Raw genomic sequence first — 20,996 nt, 5'->3', positions numbered from 1 at the left:
ATGACATTGATTCTACTCGGTTTCAGACGTTTCGCGGCGATCTGGACACGAACAGGAGATCAACGTCATGCGCCACCAGAATAGCGTTTTTCATCAAATACAGAAGCATGTTCCCTGGCAGGTCTTCGAAGGGCTTGTGGATAAGTACAAGGGCGATCACAGGGTTCGGCGGTTTTCGATGAAGGACCAGTTGCTGGCGCTTCTGTTTGCCCAGCTTTCCGGCGCGCAAAGCCTGCGCGAGATCGAGGCAGGGCTGTCGAGCCACCGCAACCAGCTTTATCATCTGGGTGCCCACGGCGTGGCGCGCTCCACCCTTGCCGATGCCAATGCCACAAGGCCTGCGGGCGTCTTTGCCGATCTGTTCTCCCATATGGCGGCTGCCGCCAGCCGAAGAACCCGTCGCCATATCCGCGATGCGGTGCGCCTGCTCGACGCCACCCGCGTCGCCCTCTCCTCCATGAGCGATGGCTGGGCCGATATGGTCAGCGGGCGCAGAGCCGCCAAGCTGCATGTCGCCTACGATCCGAATGGCGACATCCCCATGGCGATGACCATGACAGGCCAGAGAACCAACGACATCGTGCCCGCAAAGGCCATGCCGATCGAACCCGGCATGACCTATGTCTTTGATCTGGCTTACTATGATTTCGCGTGGTGGGCAGCGCTGGACCGGGCAGGCTGCCGCTTCGTCACACGGCTGAAGACCAACACGCATCTTCAGGCCGCCACCGAACAGCCTCCAAGCGAGAGCGATCACATCCTGTGCGACAGGATCGGGCTGTTGGCACAACGCATGGCGCGCTCGAGACGCAATCCCTTTTCCGAACCGTTGCGCGAGATCGCGGTGCGGATCGACACGGGCAGGACCATCCGGCTCGTCACCAACGATCTGGATGCGCCAGCCGAAGAGATTGCCGAGCTTTACAAACAGCGCTGGCAGATCGAACTGTTCTTTAAATGGGTCAAGCAGAACCTCAGGATACGCCATTTCTTCGGAGCATCCGAAAACGCCGTGCGCATCCAGACCTATGTCGCCCTCATCGCCTATCTTGTGCTGCGCATGGCGCAGGCCTGCCAGAGCGCCATCACGCAACCGCTCACCTTCACCCCCCTCGTACGCCTCAACCTCATGCACAAAAGGCGATCCGACCAACTCCTTAAACCACCCACACAACCGTCCAAATCCCCAAACCAGATGGTGCTGATGTGGGACTGAAATTTAAACCGGACAGTAGTGGGTCAAGCCCGAGGATGACGGCAGTGGGTGGGCGCGCTGTTCAGTCCAGTTTCTCGCCGGAGCGGAGCATAATAGTAACCAGACGTCACGGTTGAGGCCCGAGGATGACGTCGAGTGTAAGGGCAATTTCCTGCCCCACCCGATGAGCCGCATTCACTACCGCTTCTTCGCCTTATGCTCGAACGGGTTATCCGAACCACGATAATGCACGCGGATCGGCACACCAGGCATGTCGAAATCCTTGCGCAGACCGTTGACGAGGTAGCGCGTGTAGGATTCCGGGATCGCTTCGGGGCGCGTGCAGGAAATCATGAAGGCAGGCGGGCGGGCCTTGACCTGCGTCATGTATTTCAGGCGCAGGCGGCGACCGGAGACTGCCGGTGGCGGGTGCTGGGTGACCTGCATATCCAGCCATTTGTTGAGCTTGGCGGTGGAGATGCGGCGGTTCCAGACCTTGTCCGTGTCGATGATATTCTGCATCAGCCGGTCGAGGCCGTAGCCGGTCTGGCCGGAAATCGGCACGGCGCGGATGCCGCGTGCCTGCGGAAGCAGACGCTCCGTCTTCTCGCGCAGATCGGCGAGAAACGCCTGCGGGTCTTCCACTAGGTCCCATTTGTTGAAGGCAAGCACGGCGGCGCGGCCTTCGCGGATGACCAGATCCACGAGCTGCAGATCCTGCTTCTCGAAGGGAATGGTCGAGTCGAAAACGATGACCACGGTTTCGGCAAAACGGATGGAGCGCAGCGAATCTGCGACGGACAGCTTTTCCAGCTTCTCCGTGACCTTCGCCTTGCGGCGCATACCTGCCGTATCGAACATCTTGATGGTACGACCGCGCCAGTCCCATTCCACCGAAATACTGTCGCGCGTGATGCCCGCTTCCGGGCCGGTCAACAAACGGTCTTCGCCGAGGAAGCGGTTGATCAGCGTGGATTTGCCCGCATTCGGGCGACCGATGATGGCGACGCGAAGCGGCTTGGTATCGTCATAGACCGGCTCTTCGTCCTCGTCATCGACGTCGTCACGCACGGAGATGTCGGTTTCAGCCTCATCGAAATCGTCTTCCGGCGGAAAGGCGACGTCTTCGCCGATGGCGGCGACGATGGCATCGCGCAGATCGAGCATGCCCTGGCCGTGTTCGGCGGAAATCGGGCAAGGCTCTCCGAGGCCCAGCGTATAGGCATCGTAAAAGCCGCCATCGGAGCCACGGGCTTCCGACTTGTTGGCAACGAGCACGACTGGTTTGCCGCGACGGCGCAGCATCTCGCCCAGCGTTTCATCGGCAGGGGTGAGGCCATATTTCGCATCCACGACGAACAGCGTCAGATCGGCCTCTTCGATGGCCTCTTCCGTCTGCGCCCACATGCGGCCCTGAAGCGTTTCCGGCCCGGATTGCTCCAGACCGGCGGTATCGATGATGGTGAAACGCAGGTCGATGAGTTTCGCATCGCCCGGACGGCGGTCTCGGGTCACGCCCGGCGTGTCATCCACAAGCGCCAGCTTCTTGCCAACCAGACGGTTGAACAGCGTGGACTTGCCGACATTGGGACGCCCGACGATGGCGACGGTGAAACTCATAATAGTGCCCTAACTCTATAGCGAAGGACCGGAAACCCGATGGGTTCCGGCCCGATGCCTTCAACAGAATGCTTCACGCACCGGCGCTCCAACAGTGCGCCGTCGCAGCAAGAAGCGTGAATTTACGATGCCTTGCCGGATGCAGCAATATTATCCAGCATGATCTGTGCGCGGTTGGCAACATTGCGTGGCGCCTGAACATCACCCGTGATCTGCTCGAACCACTGCTTGGCCTGCGGGAAATTGCCAGCCTTGTAAGCGGAAAGGCCGAGCGCTTCACGCGCGGAGTTGCGCATGGCCTGCCCATCGCTGCTGAGCGCTTCGGCCTGCGCGGAAACCTGCTCATAGGTGCCGTTATCCACCAAAAGCCATGCGGCGCGCACCTTTGCCGTATCACGAAAGACTTGCGGGGCGCTGGTGTCGTTACCGATATCAGTGAACGCAGCGACGGCGCCAGCGGCATCACCCTTCTGTGCCAGAAGCGTGGCGGAGCGGAACTTGGCGAGAACCGGGTAGGAGCCATGGCCGCTCGTTTCCAGATCGGAAAGTGCCTTCAGCGCCTCATCCTGCTTGCCTTCGGAGGCGAGTTTCAGCGCGCTGGCGAACTGATCGCCCGAATTGGAAGCACGGCTGTTGCTCCAGTATTCGTAAATGCCAGCACCGGCAGACGCCAGAACGATCAGCACCGCTGCGCCGATGACCAGGGCGCCGTAACGTCCCCAGAAATTGCTCAGCCGTTCCGAGCGGATCTGCTCGTTCACTTCGCGGATGAAGCTGTCATTCTCGTTCGCCATCGAATTCTCCGTTACCCGCCACCGAAGCTCGAAGCGGACATGCCAAGGCAATGATCGGGCTAAACCAAAAAGGCCAACCACATTTATTGGTCGGCCTTCTATCGTATTTTCCCTGATATGTAAGGGGGAAACGTTACTTTCCTACATCGCAATCGGCTGAACGCCGATCAACCATTCGTGCAGCTTCCAGATGAAGGCGGCCCACAGCACAATGCCGATGACGATGGCGATCACGTCATAGCGACCCGAAACGAAGGGACGAACCACATTCTCGCCTACGCGCTGGCGGCGCTTGAGGAAAATGCGCATCACTACGCCCCACGCCAGAAAGGAGGCGAAGAGAATGACGGACGAGGTTTCGCCATTGGCAAGAAGATGCGAAAAAGCCCAGATTTTCAGGGAAAGCACCAGCGGATGCTTGGTCTTGGTCGCGATATGGCCAGCGGGAAGCACGCTGGCGGCAAGACAGATCATCGCCAGCAGCATCAGCGTGATGGCGATGTGGCTCATCCAGACGGGCGGATAATAAAGCATGCCGGTGACCTGTCGCGCCTGACCGAAGGCATAGGCGACAAACGCGATGGTGACGATGCTGACGAGCGAATAGACGCCCTTGAAAGGCCCCTCCCCCATGCCCGCAATCATGCGCGCGCGAAAGCCGGGCGCGATGAGACGCAGCGAATGGGTGGCGAAAAACAGGATCAGACTGATAACGAGCAGAAACATGGCGGCTCCCGGGTCGGGTGGCGAAAACGGATCACCTAAAGGAATTATGGCGAAAACGCGGAAAATGCCAGTCAAATCAAAGCTTCGCCTTAATCGAGGGGCAAAAGGCCGCATCCAAACTCCATGCGTGGTTCCCAATGTTGCGTTCGCTTGCCCTTCTGTCCCTCTCTCTTGCCACCGCCACGGCGGCGTTTGGGCAAACGGCTGAGGTTGCGGAAAAGCCGAAGCAACTGGTGCTGGTTTCCTTCGATGGCGCGGGCGACAACGCCCTTTGGGCGCGCAGCCGCGCAACTGCGAAGGAAGTGGGCGCGCATTTCACCTATTTTCTGGCCTGTACTCTTGTGATGGACCGCAAGACCAGCTCCAAGAGCTATCAGGGGCCGGGACAGAAGGCAGGCCGTTCCAATGTCGGCTTCGGGCAATCCATCGACGAGGTGGAAACGCGCCTGCGCAACATCTGGGATGCGAGCCAGGAAGGTCACGAAATTGCCAACCACACCTGCGGCCATTTCGATGGTGGCAACTGGACGGCGGACCAGTGGGACGCAGAGTTCACCACCTTCACCAGCACGATGGAAAACGCCTGGGCCGCCATCGGCAAGAAGGATGAGGAGCCGCAGGGCTGGCGGGATTTCGTTCATGGCATCAACGGCTTCCGCGCGCCCTATCTGTCTCAGGGCGAAGCGCTGACCAAGGCGCAGAAAAAACACGGCTTCATCTTCGATGCGACCAGCATCACCAAGGGCCCGGCATGGCCGGTGCGGAAAGACGGCATCGAATATTTCGGCCTGCCGCTCATCCCTGAAGGCCCGAACAACCGCCCCATCATCGCGATGGACTATAACCTCTTCGTGCGCCATTCCATGGCAATCGAAACGCCCGCGAAATCCGCCGAATTCGAAGACCGCGCCTACACCGCCTTCCGCGCCGCCTTCGACAAGCAATATAACGGCGACCGCATCCCCCTTCAGCTCGGCTTCCACTTCGTGAAGATGAATGGCGGCGCTTACTGGAACGCCTATGAGCGCCTTTTGCGCGAGGTTTGCAGGAAGGACGACGTTGCCTGCGTGAGTTATGAAGAGGCGATGCCGATGATCGACGCGCGGCGGAAGGAAAAGTCTGAGGGGTGATCCCGTCGGTTTTGCAGGAGCGTCATTGCACACTTCCCCGCGTCGAAGACTTAATGGTTCCACACCCTCGGCGTCATCAACTCTGTTGGATTTGATCGTCTCTGAGCCTTGCATTGACGGTTATGACGATCTTTCTCATTGTTGCGGCGATAGCGACAATGGGTGGCTTTCTGTTTTCGATCAGGCGTCTGTAGAAGGATGCGAATTGGCCTTTTCCCTGTGCTGCGCACATTGCGGGCATGAAAAGGGTCTTCTTGACCTGGGGCCGTCCGCCGCGTTGTCGTCGTCGGCCTCTCGTGCTTCCGCTCTCGCTTGGATGGGGTGCCGTTCCCGCCAGGGCAGCCGCCTGACGGCGATCCAGAGTGCCGAGCTCTGGAATAAGAGCAAGGAGGCTTGCGGCGCTGAGGAGCCCGACGCCGCTGACGGTCGTGCAGATTTGGATGCGCCGACGAAGTCTCGCGCTCTTGGCGATGAGGGCGGAGATTTGCCTTTCGATCCCGTCGATCTGGCGCTGTATGGCGCTCAGCATAGCCTTGTACGACAGGGCGACTGCCTTGGCGCCGACTGCTTTCGAACGGTTATGCTCGGTAACCCTGAGTGCCACGAGATCGGCGCGGCGGCGCACCAGCGCCTGTAATTGCGCCTCATCGGGGTCTGGCGCCTGCCATAGCGGCAGGCTTTGCCACCGTTCTTGGCCATAGGCTGCCATGTGCCTGGCATCGATGGCATCGCTCTTGCCCAGCGTACCCATGGATCGGATATAGGCCTTCAGCTTCATGATGTCGGCGCGGTGACAGGCAAGACCTGCCTTGAGGCACTCTTCCAGGAGGAGGAGTTCATAGCCGCCGGTTGCCTCGCAGATGACGAAATCGGGCTGCTTCTGTTTCAGAAACATTCGAATGCTGCGGCGATCGTTGGTGACGGCAAAGGAAAGTCCGCCGTCACTGACGACAAGATTATCTTTGGCGACATCGATGCCGAAGCATCGACGGGGTGCGGTGTGCAAAACGTCCATGATCCTGCTATCCTTTGCAGGCTTCGGATTGTTTGCGGGCGTTCAAATGCCCAATCAACTCTCCAAGCGGTGAAGCAAAAGGCGGCAGGGAGCCTTGATGACGTGGGGTGTGGTCCCAATCCTCGGACGGTCGCCTGTCGCCGGGACTGCGGGGTTTGAGCCCGCAGTCCCGCATCAACAATAGACCGATTTCAACAAACAATCCTCGGGCTTGACCCACTATTGTCCGGTTAGATTCCTGAGCCTTTTATGCAAAGCCAGAGGCTTGAGGAGAGACGGTAAATCCACCCGCAACCGTCATCCTCGGCCTTGTGCCGAGGATCTGCCAACGTCAACAAAATCAATCGGTTGCAGATCCTCGGGACAAGCCCGAGGATGACGGAGGTGGGTTTTGCGACGCTCAACGCCCCCCGGCAAATATCGTTCTCTAATAACGATGTTCAAATCGCATAAAAACATCCAAAATGAAGCCGGATCAATAGCTTAAGGCTATTCCGAAAATCTTAACCGGACAGCAGTGGGCTTGACCCGAGGATCCACAACCGTTTGATTTCGTTGACGTGGATGGATCCTCGGGTCAGCCCCCTGCTGTCCGGTTTAAATGTGCGGATGCGAGGCAAGGCTTTGAATGCATTGCAAATTCCATCCTTCAAATCCGATTGAGACACGCTTCAACCGCGTTCGCTGTATGGTGGCGACGGTGGCAACCCCACTTCCGTCATACCGGGCTTGACCCGGTATCCAGTCAGACCAAGTCCTTGGTCTGAAAGACTTTTTCGACGCGCAGACGCGCGTCGGCTGGACCCCGCATCAAGTGCGGGGTGACGGGTGGGGGAACTGTTCTCGCCCCAAACTACCCACGTAGTTTACACCGGAAAGCAGTGGCTCAAGGCCGGGGTGACGGTAGGTATGGAACGCGTTCTAACCAGACTTACGTCGGTTTGTTCGCCGCCAGCTCACCATCTTCCGCCTCACGCTTTAGATAGCGCTGATCGATTTCCGGTAGCGGCTTGTCGTCAATAGCCGCTTCGAAGGCTTTGAGGCGTTTATGGATGGAAAGGAGCTCGATAATGGTGGTCCACGAGTTCACCAAGTACTGGAACGAGTTGCTGACCTGACCGAAAGCTGTCGCGATCTGCTGGTAGATACCGTAGGTAATCTTACCTGCAACGATGGTGGGAACCAGCATGAGAAGCAGGAACACGGCATCGGCCTGAATGTAGAAATATCTGGCGACGTTGAAGTACAGGTAATGCCAATACATCCGGAAATAGTTCTTCCGCACGTTCGAAAACAGCTGCTTGACCGTAATCGGATCGGCTCTGTCCGCGTGATCTTCACCGTAGACAAGTTCTTTTCGGTAGGCAGCCTCGACGCGCTGGTTGCGGAAGTTAAGTCCCGGCAGTTTGATGCCCACCGTGGCCAGCAAAACAGTACCGAAAGCGGACCAGAGAATAGCAAGCCAGAAGAGTGCGTGCGGCACTTCACCGATGATTGGTAGCTCGCTGACATAGCTGGAAAGGCCAAAGAGGATCGGCAGGAACACCACCAGCGTCATGACCGAATTGATGAGCGTGATGCCGAGGCCTTCGAGCGTGGCGGAGAAGCGCATCGTGTCTTCTTGGACACGCTGCGAAGCGCCTTCGATGTGGCGCAGCTTCTCCCACTTCGACATGTAGAAATCGTTCATCGCCGTGCGCCAGCGGAAAATATAGTGGCTGGTGAAGAAGTCGGTCAGGATCGACACGGCCATGCTGAAGAAAACGAGCTTCGCGAAGACGATCTGAAGGCTGTAAAAATCCCAAGTCGTGATGCCCGGCTGTTTGCTCAAGGCATTTTGCAAAAGATCACCAAACGGGCGGCGGAAATTGTTGATGACGACCGTGACCTGAACACCGAAATAGGTGACGGCAATGATCAGCAGCGAACCCCATACAGACCAGTATTTCCACGGATGTTCGCGCGCTACAATCGTCCAGAACAGACCAAAAGCACCAAGGCAAAGGGCAAGATAGGCGTAGAAAAAGACGTTTGCCGGAACGAGGAAGTAGGTGAGATCGTAAGGCTCCTGCTCGGGCATGACATACCCCAGCGACTGCCCCCAGGGATCAACGATGAAGTACCAGCCGAGGATCGCAACGAACGCCCAAACGATTGCAGACGTGAAAAACAGTTTGGGTTTTGGGAAGAAGGAATGAAACACGTTTCGAACTCTCGCGAGTTTGGGGATCAGCCATTATTGGCGAAGCACTTTGGGGGGAAATTAGGCCAGAAATTTGTGCACGGCAACGCGGCAAACGCCAAGTTACGAAGATGTAAGGCAGATTAGCCGCTTTGAGGCGCTACATTACCAAATCTTTACTTACGCGCAGCCTGCAAGCGGCAGAAATTTACTCGGCAAGCGTGAGTATCAATGGCCCGTTCTTCGTGGCCACGACCGTATGTTCGAACTGCACGGTCGGCGCGCTCGGGTCGCTGAAAAGGGTCCAGGGATCGTCATCGCCGTCTTCGGCCCAGTATGCACCCATGGAGAGAAACGGCTCGACGGTGAAGACCATGCCGTCGGTCATGATGCGGGTTTCGTCCTTGTCCGGCCAGGTGGCCAGCTCCTTCGGCTCTTCATGGAGCGAGCGCCCGATGCCGTGGCTGGCGAGATTGGTGATGAGCGTGTAGCGGTTCTTCTTGGCAAATGCGCCGATGGAATTGCCGATATCGGCAAGGGGTCGCCCCGCTTTCACCTGCTGAAGACCCGTCCACATGGCGCGCTTGCCATCGCGGCAAAGACGCTCGATTTCCTTTTTCACCGGCGGCACGGCGAAGGAGGAGCCGGTATCGCCGAAGAAACCGTCTTTTACGGCGGAGACATCGATATTGACGAGATCGCCCGCCTTGATGATACGTGGGCCGGGAATGCCGTGCGCCACTTCCTCATTGACGCTGATGCAGGTGGCACCCGGAAACTGGTAACAGAATTCAGGCGCAGACTGCGCGCCATTGCCTTCCAGCACCTTGCGACCGATATCGTCCAGCTCGGCAGTCGTGATCCCCGGCTCCAGAGCATCGGCCATGGTCTGCATGGCAACAGCGCAGATCCGGCCGATATCCTTGAGCTTGTTGAGTTCTTCTTCCGTCGAGATAACCATTTTATGTCCATGTCTTCGGCAACGGGCGAAAATAAAGCCCGGCAATCAAGCCGTCGCTTTCACCCTATCGGCACTGCCAGTCAATTCTTTTCTGACAATCGGGGCGACTTTAGTGCCGTAAAGTTCGATCCCGCGCATGATCTGGTCGTGCGGCATAAGCCCGATGGCCATTTGCAGCAGGAAGCGATCATTTTTAAAAACGCCATGCGCCTTGATGATCTTTTCCGCCACCAGTTCCGGTTCGCCAAGGAAGAGATTGCCCTCCGGCCCGCGTGCCGCATCGAAATGCGCGCGGTTCGTCGGCCCCCAGCCACGTTCGCGACCGATGCGGTTCATCACCTCCGCCTGCGGACCATAGAACTGATCGGCGGCCTTGTCGGTCGTATCGGCGATGAAACCATGGACGTTGATGCTGGTCTTCTGCTTTTCCGGCGGCTGACCGGCGCGGCGGGCTGCCTCGCGGTAAAGATCGAAAAGCGGAGCGAAGCGGCGATACTCGCCGCCGATGATGGCAAGCGCCACCGGCAGGCCCATTGCACCGGCTCGCGCCACCGACTGCGGCGTGCCGCCAACGGCAATCCAGACCGGCAGCTCGTTCTGAAGCGGACGCGGATAAACACCCCGGCCATTGATGGGCGGATGCTTGGTGCCGGACCATGTGACGATCTCGCTTTCACGAAGCGCCAGAAGAAGATCGAGCTTTTCGGCGAAGAGTTCGTCGTAATCTTCGAGATTATAGCCGAACAGCGGATAGGATTCGATGAAGGAGCCGCGCCCGGCCATGATTTCCGCACGCCCGTTGGACAGAAGGTCCACCGTTGAGAATTGCTGGAACACGCGGATCGGGTCATCCGAACTCAGGACCGAAACAGCGCTGGACAGGCGTATATTCCTGGTCTTTAAAGCCGCGGCGGCAAGAACGGTGGAGGGCGAGGAGACCACGTAATCAGGCCGGTGATGTTCGCCAAGGCCGAACACATCAAGCCCCACCTGATCGGCAAGCTCGATTTCCTCCAGCAGATTTTTCAGACGGCGCGCACCTTCCGGCCCACGGCCATCAGCCGGATTGGGATCGACATCTGCGAATGTGTAAAGACCAAGTTCCATGCCCGCTCCTCGATTTCATGTCGTTTTGAGATAGGCATGCGGCCAGGCGGAAGCAAACCGAAAATCTGAAACGGACGGTTCGAATTTATCGATGGGCGGCGGCGTAAAACCATTGCGCATACCGGCGTCGACGCCATCGCCAAACCCACTGCTGTCCGGTTTAAACTGAGTAGGTGTTGGGGGCGAGAACAGCTCCCCCACCCGTCACCCCGCACTTGATGCGGGGTCCAGCAGACGCGCGTCTGCGCGTCAAAAAGTATTTCAGACCAAAGACTTGGTCTGGCTGGATCCCGGATCAAGTCCGGGATGACGGAAGTGGATGTATCCAATCTCTTGCCCCAAATACCAGCGGCGAGAGCACAGCACATCATTAACCGAGCAGCAGTGGGGCAGTCCGAGGATGACATCGAGATGGTGCTGCCGTTGAGGTACCCGACGTGGGAATTTTGCAGGAACGCTGGTTAACATCAACGGGACAGGGATGAACGCCGGATTTAGGAGCAACATCACATCCGCTGAAGAAGCGCCTCAAGCTGCTCCGCAGCAGCGTTCCAGCCTTCTTCAAAGCCCATATCCTCGTGAATTTTCTTGTCGTCGGCGTTCCAGTGCAGGGCGCGGGCGGTGTATTTCGTTGCGCCGTTTCCGGCGTCCTCGAAGGTAATGTAGCCGGTCATGAAAGGGCGCTCCGCCGGTGCCCAGCCTTCGGTAAAGGCATCCGTAAAAACGATGCGCTGGTTGGGGACGACATCCAGAAACACGCCGAGGTTTTCGTAGATTTCGCCGGTCGGCGCATGCATGATGGTGTTGAAAGCGCCACCCGGTCGCAAGTCTATGACGGCATCCGACGTTGTATAGGGCAGCGGCGCCCACCAGCTGACAAGTAAATCCGGGTCCGTCCAGGCGCGAAACATCTTTTCGGGTGAAGCCTGAACGATGCGGCTCAGCGATAATTCATGCTCTGCTATTGTTGGCATCCGCTGTTCCTCCCCTTGAACAGCGGACACTATACATTTTTTCAGCGTTTACGGTACTGTAGCATTTCAGGCATTGCTAAGAGTGCGCCGAACGGCGTTTTTCCAGCCCTTCAGCTTGCGCTCACGCACCTCTTCTTCCATCTGCGGCTCGAAGCGACGGTCGCGAGACCAGGCCTCGGAAAACTCCTTCATGCCAGGCCACACCCCTGCCCTGCTGCCCGCAAGCCATGCGGCGCCCAGCGCGGTCGTTTCAAGGATAACCGGGCGGTCGACCGGCGCATCGATGAGGTCGGAGAGACGTTGCATCGTCCAGTCGGAAGCCACCATGCCGCCATCCACGCGCAGAACGGTATCGCCATTGGCGTTCTTCCAGTCCTTGTGCATGGCGTCCAGCAGGTCGCCGGTCTGGTAGCAAACGGCCTCGAGTGCGGCGCGGGCAAATTCCGCCGGGCCCGTTCCACGGGTGAGCCCGAACATCGCGCCACGCGCTTCCGCATCCCACCATGGCGCGCCGAGGCCGACGAAGGCGGGCACGAGATAGACTTCCTGCGCTGGATCGGCCTTATCCGCCAGCGCACCCGTTTCCGGCGCGGAACCGATGATCTTCAGCCCATCCCGCAGCCACTGCACGGCGGCACCGGCCACGAAGATGGAGCCTTCCAGCGCGTAATAGGACTTGCCATTGAGACGATAGGCAATCGTCGTCAGCAGCCGGTTCTTGGAGCGAACAATGTCTTCACCCGTGTTGAGCAGGGCAAAGCAGCCCGTGCCATAGGTGGATTTCAACATGCCGGGCTGGAAGCAGGCCTGACCGATGACGGCAGCGTGCTGATCTCCCGCCACGCCGAGGATCGGGATTTCCGCGCCGAACAGCTCGGCATCGGCCACGCCGAAATCGGCGGCGCAATCCAGCACTTCGGGCAGCACCGATTTCGGCACGTCGAGGATATCCAACAGCTCCTTGTCCCAGACGTTCTTTTCGATGTTGAACATCAAGGTGCGCGCCGCATTCGTCGCATCCGTCACGAAGGATTTGCCGCCCGTCAGACGCCAGATGAGGAAGGTATCGACCGTGCCGAAGCAAAGCTCGCCCTTCTCCGCCCGCTTGCGCGCGCCCTTCACGTTGGACAGAAGCCAGGACAGCTTGGTGCCGGAAAAATAAGGGTCCAGCAGCAGGCCGGTGCGCTTGGTGAAAAGCTTCTCGTGACCGGCCTTCTTCAGCTTGTCGCAATATTTTGCCGTGCGGCGGTCCTGCCAGACGATGGCATTGTGCAGCGGCTTGCCGGTTTCACGCTCCCACAAAAGCGTGGTTTCGCGCTGGTTGGTGATGCCGATGGCGGAAATATCGGACGCCTTGAGGTTAGCCTTTTCCAGCGCCTGTTTGATGGACCAGACGACGGTTTCCCAGATTTCCTCCGGGTCATGCTCCACCCAGCCGGAATTGGGGAAAATCTGCCGGAACTCTTTCTGCCCGGTCCCTGCCACCTTCATCGAGCCGTCAAATACGATAGCGCGCGTCGATGTTGTACCCTGGTCGATGGCGAGAACGTAGCCGCCCATGTATTCCTCCCGAAAATCAGTTTGGCGCAACACAATATGAGGCGTGAACAAAGTCAACCCACTCTGGGCTGTCCTTCAATTTAATAGGGCGTGAAATCCAATTGCCAGTTCACCCGGTTTAAGCATAACTTGAAATACGAGCCGTAGTGACGTTGGATAAAAGGGGAACGCATGCAACGGACAGTGATCGTAACAGGATCGACCAGTGGTATAGGTTTAGGGATTGCGCAGGCCTTCGCCAATGATGGCTGCAACGTGATGCTGAACGGCTTTGGGGACGAAGATCACATCGAAAGCACGCGGCTGCTGATGGAGGCTGAAAGCGGAACGCGCGTGCTGTACCACCCCGCCGACATGACGAAGCCGGAGGAAATTTTCGATCTGGTGAAAACCACGCATGAGAAGCTCGGCTCGGTCGATGTGCTGGTCAACAATGCAGGCGTTCAGCATGTCGCGCCGGTGGAAGAGTTTCCGCCGGAAAAATGGGACCAGATCATCGCCATCAACCTGACGAGTTCGTTCCACACCATGCGCGCCGTGATACCGCTGATGAAGGCTGCCGGGAAAGGCCGCATCATCAATATCGCGTCCGCACACGGCCTTGTCGCCTCACCGTACAAATCCGCTTATGTTGCGGCAAAACATGGTATCATGGGGCTGACGAAATCCGCAGCACTTGAGCTTGCCGAAACCGGCATCACCGTCAACGCCATTTGCCCCGGCTATGTGCTGACATCGCTGGTGGAAAAGCAGATACCGGATACGGCAAAGTCACGCGGCATCAGCGAGGACGAGGTTAAGAGCGACGTGCTGCTGCGCCTGCAGGCAACGAAGGAATTCGTCAGCGTGGAAGACGTGGCGGCAACCGCCGTGTTCCTTGCAAGCGACGCGGCCAGGCAGATTACCGGAACGCATATATCCATAGATGGCGGCTGGACCGCCCAATAACCACAAAGAATGTAGGCAGTGCATGAAAGACGCAATCAGCTTCATCCTCAATGACGAGACCGTCATTCTGAAGGACTTCGGCCCAACGGAGACGCTGCTCGATTATCTGAGGCTGCGAAAGAGACTGACAGGAACCAAGGAAGGCTGCGCCGAGGGCGATTGCGGCGCATGCACGGTGCTTGTCGGGCGTCTCTTCGAGGGCTCGCTGCGGTATGAAACTGTCAATGCCTGCATTCGTTTTCTCGGTTCGCTGCACGGCACGCATATTGTGACGGTGGAGCATCTGGCGGGCAAGGATGGCGCGCTTCACCCGGTGCAGCAGGCCATGGTGGATTTTCACGGCTCGCAATGCGGCTTCTGTACGCCGGGCTTCGTCATGTCGCTTTATGGCCTGTGGCTTTCCACTGAAAAGCCATCCCGCGCGGCAATCGAGAAGGCGCTGCAAGGCAATCTCTGTCGCTGCACGGGCTACGAGCCGATCATCAAGGCAGCGGAAAGCGTGACTGCGGCCCGGCCCAGCACGCTGTTCGACCCAATAGAGCGCGACCGCGCCAGCATCATGTCCCGCCTCTGGGCCATTCCGCTGAACGAGACGATTACTGTTATCAAAGATGACTGTCGGACCATCATTCCGGCGGGTCTTTCGGAATTCGCAGCCGCCTATGCCGCTGAGCCGAAGGCGACCATCGTTGCCGGTTCGACCGATGTCGGCCTGTGGGTGACGAAGCAGATGCGGGCGCTGAACACGGTCATCTTCATCAATCACCTCAGCGAGTTGCAATCGATCTCGGTGACGGATGAAGCGATTTCCATCGGTGCTGGCGTGACTTACAGCCAGGCCTTCGGGACGCTCGCAAAGCATATTCCGGCCTTCGGGCGGCTGATCGACCGCCTCGGCGGCCAGCAGGTGCGCAACATGGGCACCATCGGCGGCAACATCGCCAATGGCTCCCCCATTGGCGATACTCCACCGCCGCTAATCGCGCTTGGCGCGACGCTGACGCTACGTTCCGCCTCCGGCAGCCGCTCTCTGCCGCTTGAAAAATTCTTCATCGAATATGGCAAGCAGGACCGCTTTTCCGGCGAGTTCGTTGAGAAGATCGAGGTGCCGCTGCCAAAGCCGGACACCCACTTCGCCATCTACAAGATTTCCAAGCGCCGGGATGAGGATATTTCCGCTCTCTGCGCGGCCTATCATCTAACCCTCGCAGCTGACGGCACCGTAGAGGACATCCGCATCGCCTTTGGCGGCATGGCGGGAACGCCGAAGCGGGCGACGGCTCTGGAGGATGCACTGCGGGGCGAGGCTTGGACTCAAGAGACAATCGATGCTGCGCGTGACACCATCGACACGGATTTCCAGCCGCTGACCGACTGGCGCGCGACTGCCGAATACCGAATGCTGACGGCGAAGAACCTGTTGACGCGGTTCTTTCTGGAGACTTCGGGGAAGCCGCAGGAAATCAAGCGTTTCGAGGAGGTGGCATGATGGCTGGCGCACATTCCCACTCCTCCCTCATTCCTGTGCTTGTCACAGGAATCCAGCCACGGCGCGTCTGCGCCGTGAATAACTCTTCTGCGTCCAAAGACTTGGCCGTACTGGATTCCTGTGACAGGCACAGGAATGAGGGCGTAGAAACTATATCCACCCTCCGAAACGGAGGAGAGAACTGAAATGGACACCACCACATTCGACCGTCAGAAAACCGAAGTCGATGGCAAGATGCATGACTCGCTTCGCCATGATTCAGCGCATAAGCACGTCACCGGAAGCGCCGAATATATCGATGACATTCCCGAGCCTGCAGGCCTGATCCACGGCGCTCTCGGCCTTTCCGACCGCGCCCATGCCGAAATCCTCTCTATGGATTTGGCTGATGTGGAAGCAACGCCCGGCGTGCTATGGGTGATGACCGGCAAAGACGTTCCCGGCGAAAACGACGTATCCTCGGGCGGTCGCCATGACGAGCCGTTGCTGGCGGAAAAGCTGGTGGAGTTTCACGGCCAGCCAATCTTCGCCGTCTTTGCCGAGACCCGCGATATTGCGCGGCATGCTGCGCGCAGGGCAAAGATCACTTACAAGGATTTGCCCCACTTCACCGATATCGACACCTCGCTGGAAAACGGCGAGCCGCTGGTGACACCCGGCATGGTGCTGCAACGTGGGGACGCCGAAGTCGAAATGGACGTCGCCCCGCGCCGCCTGACCGGCTCGATGCGCATTGGCGGACAGGAGCATTTCTACCTCGAAGGCCATATCGCCATGGCAGTGCCGGGCGAAGACGACGAGGTGACGGTGTGGAGCTCCACCCAGCACCCAAGCGAAATCCAGCACATCGTTAGCCATATTCTTGAAATTCCTTCCAACGCCGTCACCGTCATGGTGCGCCGCATGGGCGGCGGCTTTGGTGGCAAGGAAACGCAGGGCAACCAGTTTGCAGCGCTCTGCGCCATCGCCGCAAAGAGGCTGAAGCGCGCCGTCAAAATCCGTCCCGACCGCGATGAGGACATGGTAGCCACCGGCAAGCGGCACGATTTCAAGGTCGATTACGAAGTCGGCTTCGATGAGGAAGGCCGCATCCATGCGGTGGACGCGACTTACGCGGCGCGCTGCGGCTTCTCTTCTGACCTTTCTGGCCCGGTGACGGATCGTGCGTTGTTCCATGCCGATTCCAGCTATTTCTATCCGCATGTAAAGCTGGCCTCTAAGCCACTGAAAACGCATACCGTTTCCAACACGGCTTTCCGTGGTTTCGGTGGCCCGCAGGGCATGCTGGGTGCGGAACGCTTCATCGAGGAAATCGCCTATGCCGTGGGCAAGGACCCGCTAGACGTCCGCAAGCTGAATTTCTACGGAGAGACCGGCTCGGGCCGCACCACCACGCCTTATCATCAGGAAGTGGAAGACAACATCATCGCCCGCGTGGTGGAGGAACTGGAAGCCTCCAGCGATTATCAGGCGCGGCGGCAAGCCATCATCGAATTCAACCGCACAAGCCCGATTTTGCGCAAAGGCATTGCGCTGACGCCGGTGAAATTCGGCATCTCCTTCACCATGACCGCGTTCAATCAGGCAGGTGCGCTGGTGCATGTCTATAATGACGGCTCCATTCACCTGAACCATGGTGGCACGGAAATGGGTCAGGGCCTTTACACCAAGGTCGCGCAGGTCATTGCCGATACGTTTCAGGTCGATATCAGCCGGGTGAAAATCACCGCCACGACCACGGGCAAGGTACCGAACACCTCTGCCACCGCTGCCTCTTCCGGAACCGATCTCAACGGCATGGCGGCACTTGATGCGGCCCGCCAGATCAAGGAACGGCTGATCAAATTTGTCGCTGAAAAATGGAATGTGACCGAAGACGACATCGTTTTCCTGCCCAACCGCATTCGCATCGGCGGTGAGGAAATCAGCTTCAACGACCTGATCCGTCAGGCCTATTTCGCCCGCGTCCAGCTTTCCGCCGCAGGCTTTTACAAAACCCCGAAAATCCATTGGGATCGCGCCGCCGGGCGCGGCACGCCGTTTTATTACTTCGCCTATGGCGCGTCCTGCTCCGAAGTCACCATCGATACGCTGACCGGCGAATATATGATGGAGCGCACCGATATTCTCCACGATGTCGGCAAATCGCTGAACCCGGCCATCGATATCGGCCAGATCGAAGGCGGATTCGTGCAGGGCATGGGCTGGCTGACGACGGAAGAACTGTGGTGGGACGCCAAGGGGCGGCTGCGAACCCACGCGCCCTCCACCTACAAAATTCCACTGGCCTCCGACCGCCCGAAAATCTTCAATGTGAAGCTGGCGGAATGGGCCGAAAACGCCGAACCGACGATTGGCCGCTCCAAAGCCGTCGGCGAACCCCCCTTCATGCTCGCCATCTCGGTTCTGGAAGCCCTGTCCATGGCCATCGCCTCCGTCGCCGACTACAAGGTCTGCCCCCGTCTGGATGCACCAGCCACGCCGGAACGCGTGCTGATGGCTGTAGAGCGGTTGAAGAAGGTGTGAGGCAAGCCGATGCCGAAGACGCTGGCTTCCTTCCTCGCCGATAGTGGCCCTGCGGTGCTCGTCGAGATCGAGGCGGTAAAAGGCTCGTCGCCGAGAGAGGCCGGGACCTTCATGCTGGTGTCCGGCACTGGCCTTTGGGAAACCATCGGCGGTGGGCAGTTCGAGTACATGGCAATCGATCATGCCCGCGCCATGCTGGAAGGCAAGACGAGCATCGAGACGCTAGACATTCCGCTCGGCCCTGAGATCGGCCAGTGCTGCGGCGGGCGGACCTTGTTGCGCTTTACCAAGGTGACGCGGGCTATGGCGGATGCTCTTTCGGCGCGGCTGAAGCAGGCTGAGGAACATCGCCCGTCAATCTTCATTTTCGGTGCCGGGCATGTCGGCAAGGCCTTGGCGCAGGCCCTCTCGCTCTTGCCGCTCTCCATCTCGGTCATTGAAACGCGCCGTGCGGAACTGAACGGATTGCCCGAAGGCGTTGCGGCGCACCTCACGGCCATGCCGGAAGCGATGGTGAAAGACATTCCCCCCGGCGGTGCCGCCATCATCGTCACCCACGACCACGCGCTGGATTTCCTGATCGCAAAGGAAGCGCTGGCGAGAGACGACCTGTCTTACGTCGGCATGATCGGCTCCAAAACCAAGCGTGCGACTTTCGCCAACTGGCTTTCCCGCGAAGGCGGAACGACCACTCTCGAACACCTGACCCTGCCCATCGGCGGCAACCTCGTCAAAGACAAACGCCCCGCCGTCATAGCGGCCTTGGTGGCAGCCGAGGTACTGTGTGCGATCCACAAATATGCTACTGAGAATACTTTATCAGAACAAAATCTGTAATCTAAACATTACAAATATTGACATCCATTGAAACGACTGCGCATATTATGATCAGAATTCGGAAAACGAATATCTTCTCGGACTGGTTTACGTCCCTGCGAGATAAAAGAGCGCAAGCAAGGATTCAGGTTCGTATTGACCGTCTTTCGCTGGGACTTCTCGGCGACGTGAAATTTTTCGATGGCATTGGCGAAATGCGGATCGATTACGGGCCGGGCTACCGGGTTTATTTCACGCGAAGGCAAAACGAGATAGTTATTCTGCTGTGCGGTGGAGACAAGGGATCTCAGACGAGAGACATCGAACGCGCCATCAAGATTGCAGCCGAGGTTTGAGATGAAAGTAGAAGTGACCGATTGGGATACGAGCGATTACCTCAATGGCAATGAAGCCGTGATCGCCTATCTGGAAGCCTCGTTCGAGGATGGCGATCCGAAGGTCATTGCCATGGCCCTCGGCAACATCGCGAAAGCCAAAGGCATGAGCCAGGTCGCCAAGCAAGCGGGCATTACCCGGGAAGCGCTTTATAAGTCGCTCAGTGAAAAGGGCGACCCCAAGCTTTCGACCCTCATCGGAGTGATGAAGGCGTTAGGCTTACGTCTTTCGGTCGCCCCTGAAGAAAGAGCCGCGTAACACTCACACTGCCGTCATAGCGGCCTTGGTTGCCGCAGAAGTGCTTCTCTCAGTTCATCGGTTTGGCGCACGTTTTCCGGCCCGATCCGGTCTCGGCCATCCATGATGCCGAGGTCGCGTTTGACGTGATCGTTCAGGTCATCCTCCAGAATCTCATCCGCCTGGCTTCCAGCCTTCGAAAACCAGTCCACGTCCCATAGCCACGCGAAAAGGCGTAGCCAGGCGCTCAAGGCGACTGCACCCATCTTCGTTTCTCCTAAGCTCTTTTAATGCTATGAAGGAAGAATGCCTTATTTTATCTGGCATAACCAATGAAACGTCTGCCGACATAAATGAAGAGAACTTATCCATGAAAATGTCGCGGAATTTTCCGCTCAATGCCATGCGGGTGTTCGAAAGCGCTGCACGTCACCTCAGCTTCACCAAGGCTGGCGATGAATTGGGTATGACGCAGACGGCGGTCAGCTACCAGATCAAGCTGCTGGAGGAGTTCGTTGGCACGTCCCTGTTCACACGCAAACCCCGGCAGGTTTCACTCACCTCTACGGGGGAGCGCTTGGCGCAGCAGGCCAATGCGGCGTTTTCAATTCTGGAAACTGCCGTTGCGGAGGCACGCACGCAGACGTCGGAGGTCCTCATCGTGTCCCCCACACCCACATTTGCGCAACAGTGGCTGGCGCGAAGGCTTGGGGTGTTTCAGGCCAGACATCCGAAGATTGCGGTGCATCTGGCGCTGTCGAACGACATCGTGGATTTCAATCGTGACAATGTCGATATCGGCATCCGCTGGGGCACGGGAGAGTGGCCGGGGCTGATCGGTCACCGCATCATGAGGCTGGATTTTGCGCCCGTCATGAGCCCTCTTTTGCTCGAAAAGGTGGGCGAACTAAAAACCCCCGCCGATCTTCTGAAACTGACCATTATCAGCCCGAACGATGCTTGGTGGAGCCACTGGTTCACGGAAGCGGGCGTGGATGCTTCGGAGTTGAAAGAGCGCACCGGCAGCAGCTTCGGCTTCCAGAATCTTGAAGCGCAGGCGGCGATGGCGGGGCACGGCGTCGCCATCATCAACCCCGCGCATTTTGCCGAAGATTTCGCAGCTGGCCGGCTCGTGCAGCCCTTCGATCTGGTTTGCAATGATGGCCGGGATTACTGGCTCGTCTATCAAGAAAGCCGCCGCAATATTCCGAAGATCAAGGCATTTCGAGAGTGGATGCTTGAGGAGTTTCCCGCCGAGCCCTGATGACAAGCGCCACTTCGCCTGAATGGCTTGTGACAATCCTGCGCACAGCCAAGGTT

Annotated in this window: 19 protein-coding genes; 9 read left to right on the top strand and 10 right to left on the bottom strand. The window is 58.3% G+C overall.

Annotation, left to right across the window (positions count from 1 at the left end; all coding sequences use genetic code 11):
* The first annotated feature begins 67 nt into the window (after positions 1–67).
* Positions 68–1,216, top strand: coding sequence for an IS4 family transposase (locus CFBP5473_RS03955; protein ID WP_136954313.1), 1,149 nt, complete (start codon positions 68–70; stop codon positions 1,214–1,216).
* A 177-nt stretch (positions 1,217–1,393) separates the two neighbouring features.
* Here CFBP5473_RS03955 and der read toward each other — a convergent pair whose 3' ends face one another.
* The 3 genes from der to CFBP5473_RS03940 all read right to left on the bottom strand — a co-directional run bounded on the left by der (position 1,394) and on the right by CFBP5473_RS03940 (position 4,335).
* Entirely contained in the window at positions 1,394–2,815 is a 1,422-nt protein-coding gene (der, locus tag CFBP5473_RS03950) for a ribosome biogenesis GTPase Der (protein ID WP_027677332.1), read from the bottom strand.
* Between the two features lie 122 nt (positions 2,816–2,937).
* Positions 2,938–3,609 (bottom strand): tetratricopeptide repeat protein, encoded by a 672-nt coding sequence (locus tag CFBP5473_RS03945; RefSeq protein WP_027677333.1) that lies wholly within the window; start codon positions 3,607–3,609, stop codon positions 2,938–2,940.
* A 141-nt stretch (positions 3,610–3,750) separates the two neighbouring features.
* Positions 3,751–4,335 carry an NnrU family protein gene (locus tag CFBP5473_RS03940; RefSeq protein WP_027677334.1) on the bottom strand — a complete coding sequence of 195 codons (585 nt, stop codon included), beginning with the start codon at positions 4,333–4,335 and terminating at the stop codon, positions 3,751–3,753.
* A gap of 137 nt (positions 4,336–4,472) precedes the next feature.
* On the opposite strand from CFBP5473_RS03940, the gene CFBP5473_RS03935 reads away from it, so the two are divergent.
* Entirely contained in the window at positions 4,473–5,465 is a 993-nt protein-coding gene (locus CFBP5473_RS03935; protein ID WP_027677335.1) for a polysaccharide deacetylase family protein, read from the top strand.
* 76 nt (positions 5,466–5,541) lie between these two features.
* On the opposite strand, the gene CFBP5473_RS03930 is transcribed toward CFBP5473_RS03935, so the two are convergent.
* From CFBP5473_RS03930 to glpK, 6 genes are all read right to left on the bottom strand, one after another.
* A complete protein-coding gene (locus CFBP5473_RS03930; protein ID WP_136954312.1) occupies positions 5,542–6,480 on the bottom strand; it encodes an IS110 family transposase in 939 nt (312 codons plus the stop codon).
* Positions 6,481–7,411: 931 nt separating this feature from the next.
* Entirely contained in the window at positions 7,412–8,683 is a 1,272-nt protein-coding gene (gene sbmA / locus CFBP5473_RS03925) for a peptide antibiotic transporter SbmA (RefSeq protein WP_027676634.1), read from the bottom strand.
* 187 nt (positions 8,684–8,870) lie between these two features.
* The gene (map, locus tag CFBP5473_RS03920; RefSeq protein WP_027676633.1) at positions 8,871–9,623 is read right to left on the bottom strand and encodes a type I methionyl aminopeptidase; all 753 of its coding nucleotides are present in this window, start codon (positions 9,621–9,623) and stop codon (positions 8,871–8,873) included.
* 45 nt (positions 9,624–9,668) lie between these two features.
* Positions 9,669–10,730: an LLM class flavin-dependent oxidoreductase gene (locus tag CFBP5473_RS03915; RefSeq protein WP_027676632.1), complete on the bottom strand. Its 1,062-nt coding sequence runs from the start codon at positions 10,728–10,730 to the stop codon at positions 9,669–9,671.
* Positions 10,731–11,236: 506 nt separating this feature from the next.
* The gene (locus CFBP5473_RS03910) at positions 11,237–11,704 is read right to left on the bottom strand and encodes an SRPBCC family protein (protein ID WP_027676631.1); all 468 of its coding nucleotides are present in this window, start codon (positions 11,702–11,704) and stop codon (positions 11,237–11,239) included.
* 66 nt (positions 11,705–11,770) lie between these two features.
* Positions 11,771–13,264, bottom strand: coding sequence for a glycerol kinase GlpK (gene glpK / locus CFBP5473_RS03905; RefSeq protein ID WP_027676630.1), 1,494 nt, complete (start codon positions 13,262–13,264; stop codon positions 11,771–11,773).
* A gap of 171 nt (positions 13,265–13,435) precedes the next feature.
* Between glpK and CFBP5473_RS03900 the strand changes: the two genes are divergently transcribed.
* The 6 genes from CFBP5473_RS03900 (at position 13,436) to CFBP5473_RS03870 (ending at position 19,697) form a co-directional block, all read left to right on the top strand.
* Positions 13,436–14,212, top strand: a complete 777-nt coding sequence (locus CFBP5473_RS03900) for a 3-hydroxybutyrate dehydrogenase (RefSeq protein ID WP_027676629.1) — start codon at positions 13,436–13,438, stop codon at positions 14,210–14,212.
* A 22-nt stretch (positions 14,213–14,234) separates the two neighbouring features.
* Positions 14,235–15,701 (top strand): xanthine dehydrogenase small subunit, encoded by a 1,467-nt coding sequence (gene xdhA, locus CFBP5473_RS03895; RefSeq protein ID WP_027676628.1) that lies wholly within the window; start codon positions 14,235–14,237, stop codon positions 15,699–15,701.
* 186 nt (positions 15,702–15,887) lie between these two features.
* Complete coding sequence (xdhB, locus tag CFBP5473_RS03885) at positions 15,888–18,227, top strand: xanthine dehydrogenase molybdopterin binding subunit (RefSeq protein ID WP_027676627.1); 2,340 nt, start codon at positions 15,888–15,890, stop codon at positions 18,225–18,227.
* Positions 18,228–18,236: 9 nt separating this feature from the next.
* A complete protein-coding gene (gene xdhC, locus CFBP5473_RS03880) occupies positions 18,237–19,064 on the top strand; it encodes a xanthine dehydrogenase accessory protein XdhC (RefSeq protein WP_027676626.1) in 828 nt (275 codons plus the stop codon).
* Positions 19,065–19,081: 17 nt separating this feature from the next.
* On the top strand, positions 19,082–19,399 hold the full coding sequence (locus CFBP5473_RS03875) for a type II toxin-antitoxin system RelE/ParE family toxin (protein WP_328703239.1): 318 nt from the start codon (positions 19,082–19,084) through the stop codon (positions 19,397–19,399).
* Position 19,400: 1 nt separating this feature from the next.
* On the top strand, positions 19,401–19,697 hold the full coding sequence (locus CFBP5473_RS03870) for an addiction module antidote protein (RefSeq protein WP_027676624.1): 297 nt from the start codon (positions 19,401–19,403) through the stop codon (positions 19,695–19,697).
* 14 nt (positions 19,698–19,711) lie between these two features.
* Here the strand turns inward: CFBP5473_RS03870 and CFBP5473_RS03865 are convergent, their stop codons facing one another.
* Positions 19,712–19,942 (bottom strand): hypothetical protein, encoded by a 231-nt coding sequence (locus tag CFBP5473_RS03865; protein ID WP_027676623.1) that lies wholly within the window; start codon positions 19,940–19,942, stop codon positions 19,712–19,714.
* Between the two features lie 104 nt (positions 19,943–20,046).
* On the opposite strand from CFBP5473_RS03865, the gene gcvA reads away from it, so the two are divergent.
* Positions 20,047–20,940 (top strand): transcriptional regulator GcvA, encoded by an 894-nt coding sequence (gene gcvA, locus CFBP5473_RS03860; protein WP_027676622.1) that lies wholly within the window; start codon positions 20,047–20,049, stop codon positions 20,938–20,940.
* Positions 20,941–20,996: the final 56 nt, after the last annotated feature.

This window comes from Agrobacterium larrymoorei, from assembly GCF_005145045.1.
Classification (GTDB): Bacteria; Pseudomonadota; Alphaproteobacteria; order Rhizobiales; family Rhizobiaceae; genus Agrobacterium; species Agrobacterium larrymoorei.
Note: the sequence above shows the minus strand (reverse complement) of the source record. Positions and strands in the feature narration are given on the sequence as shown.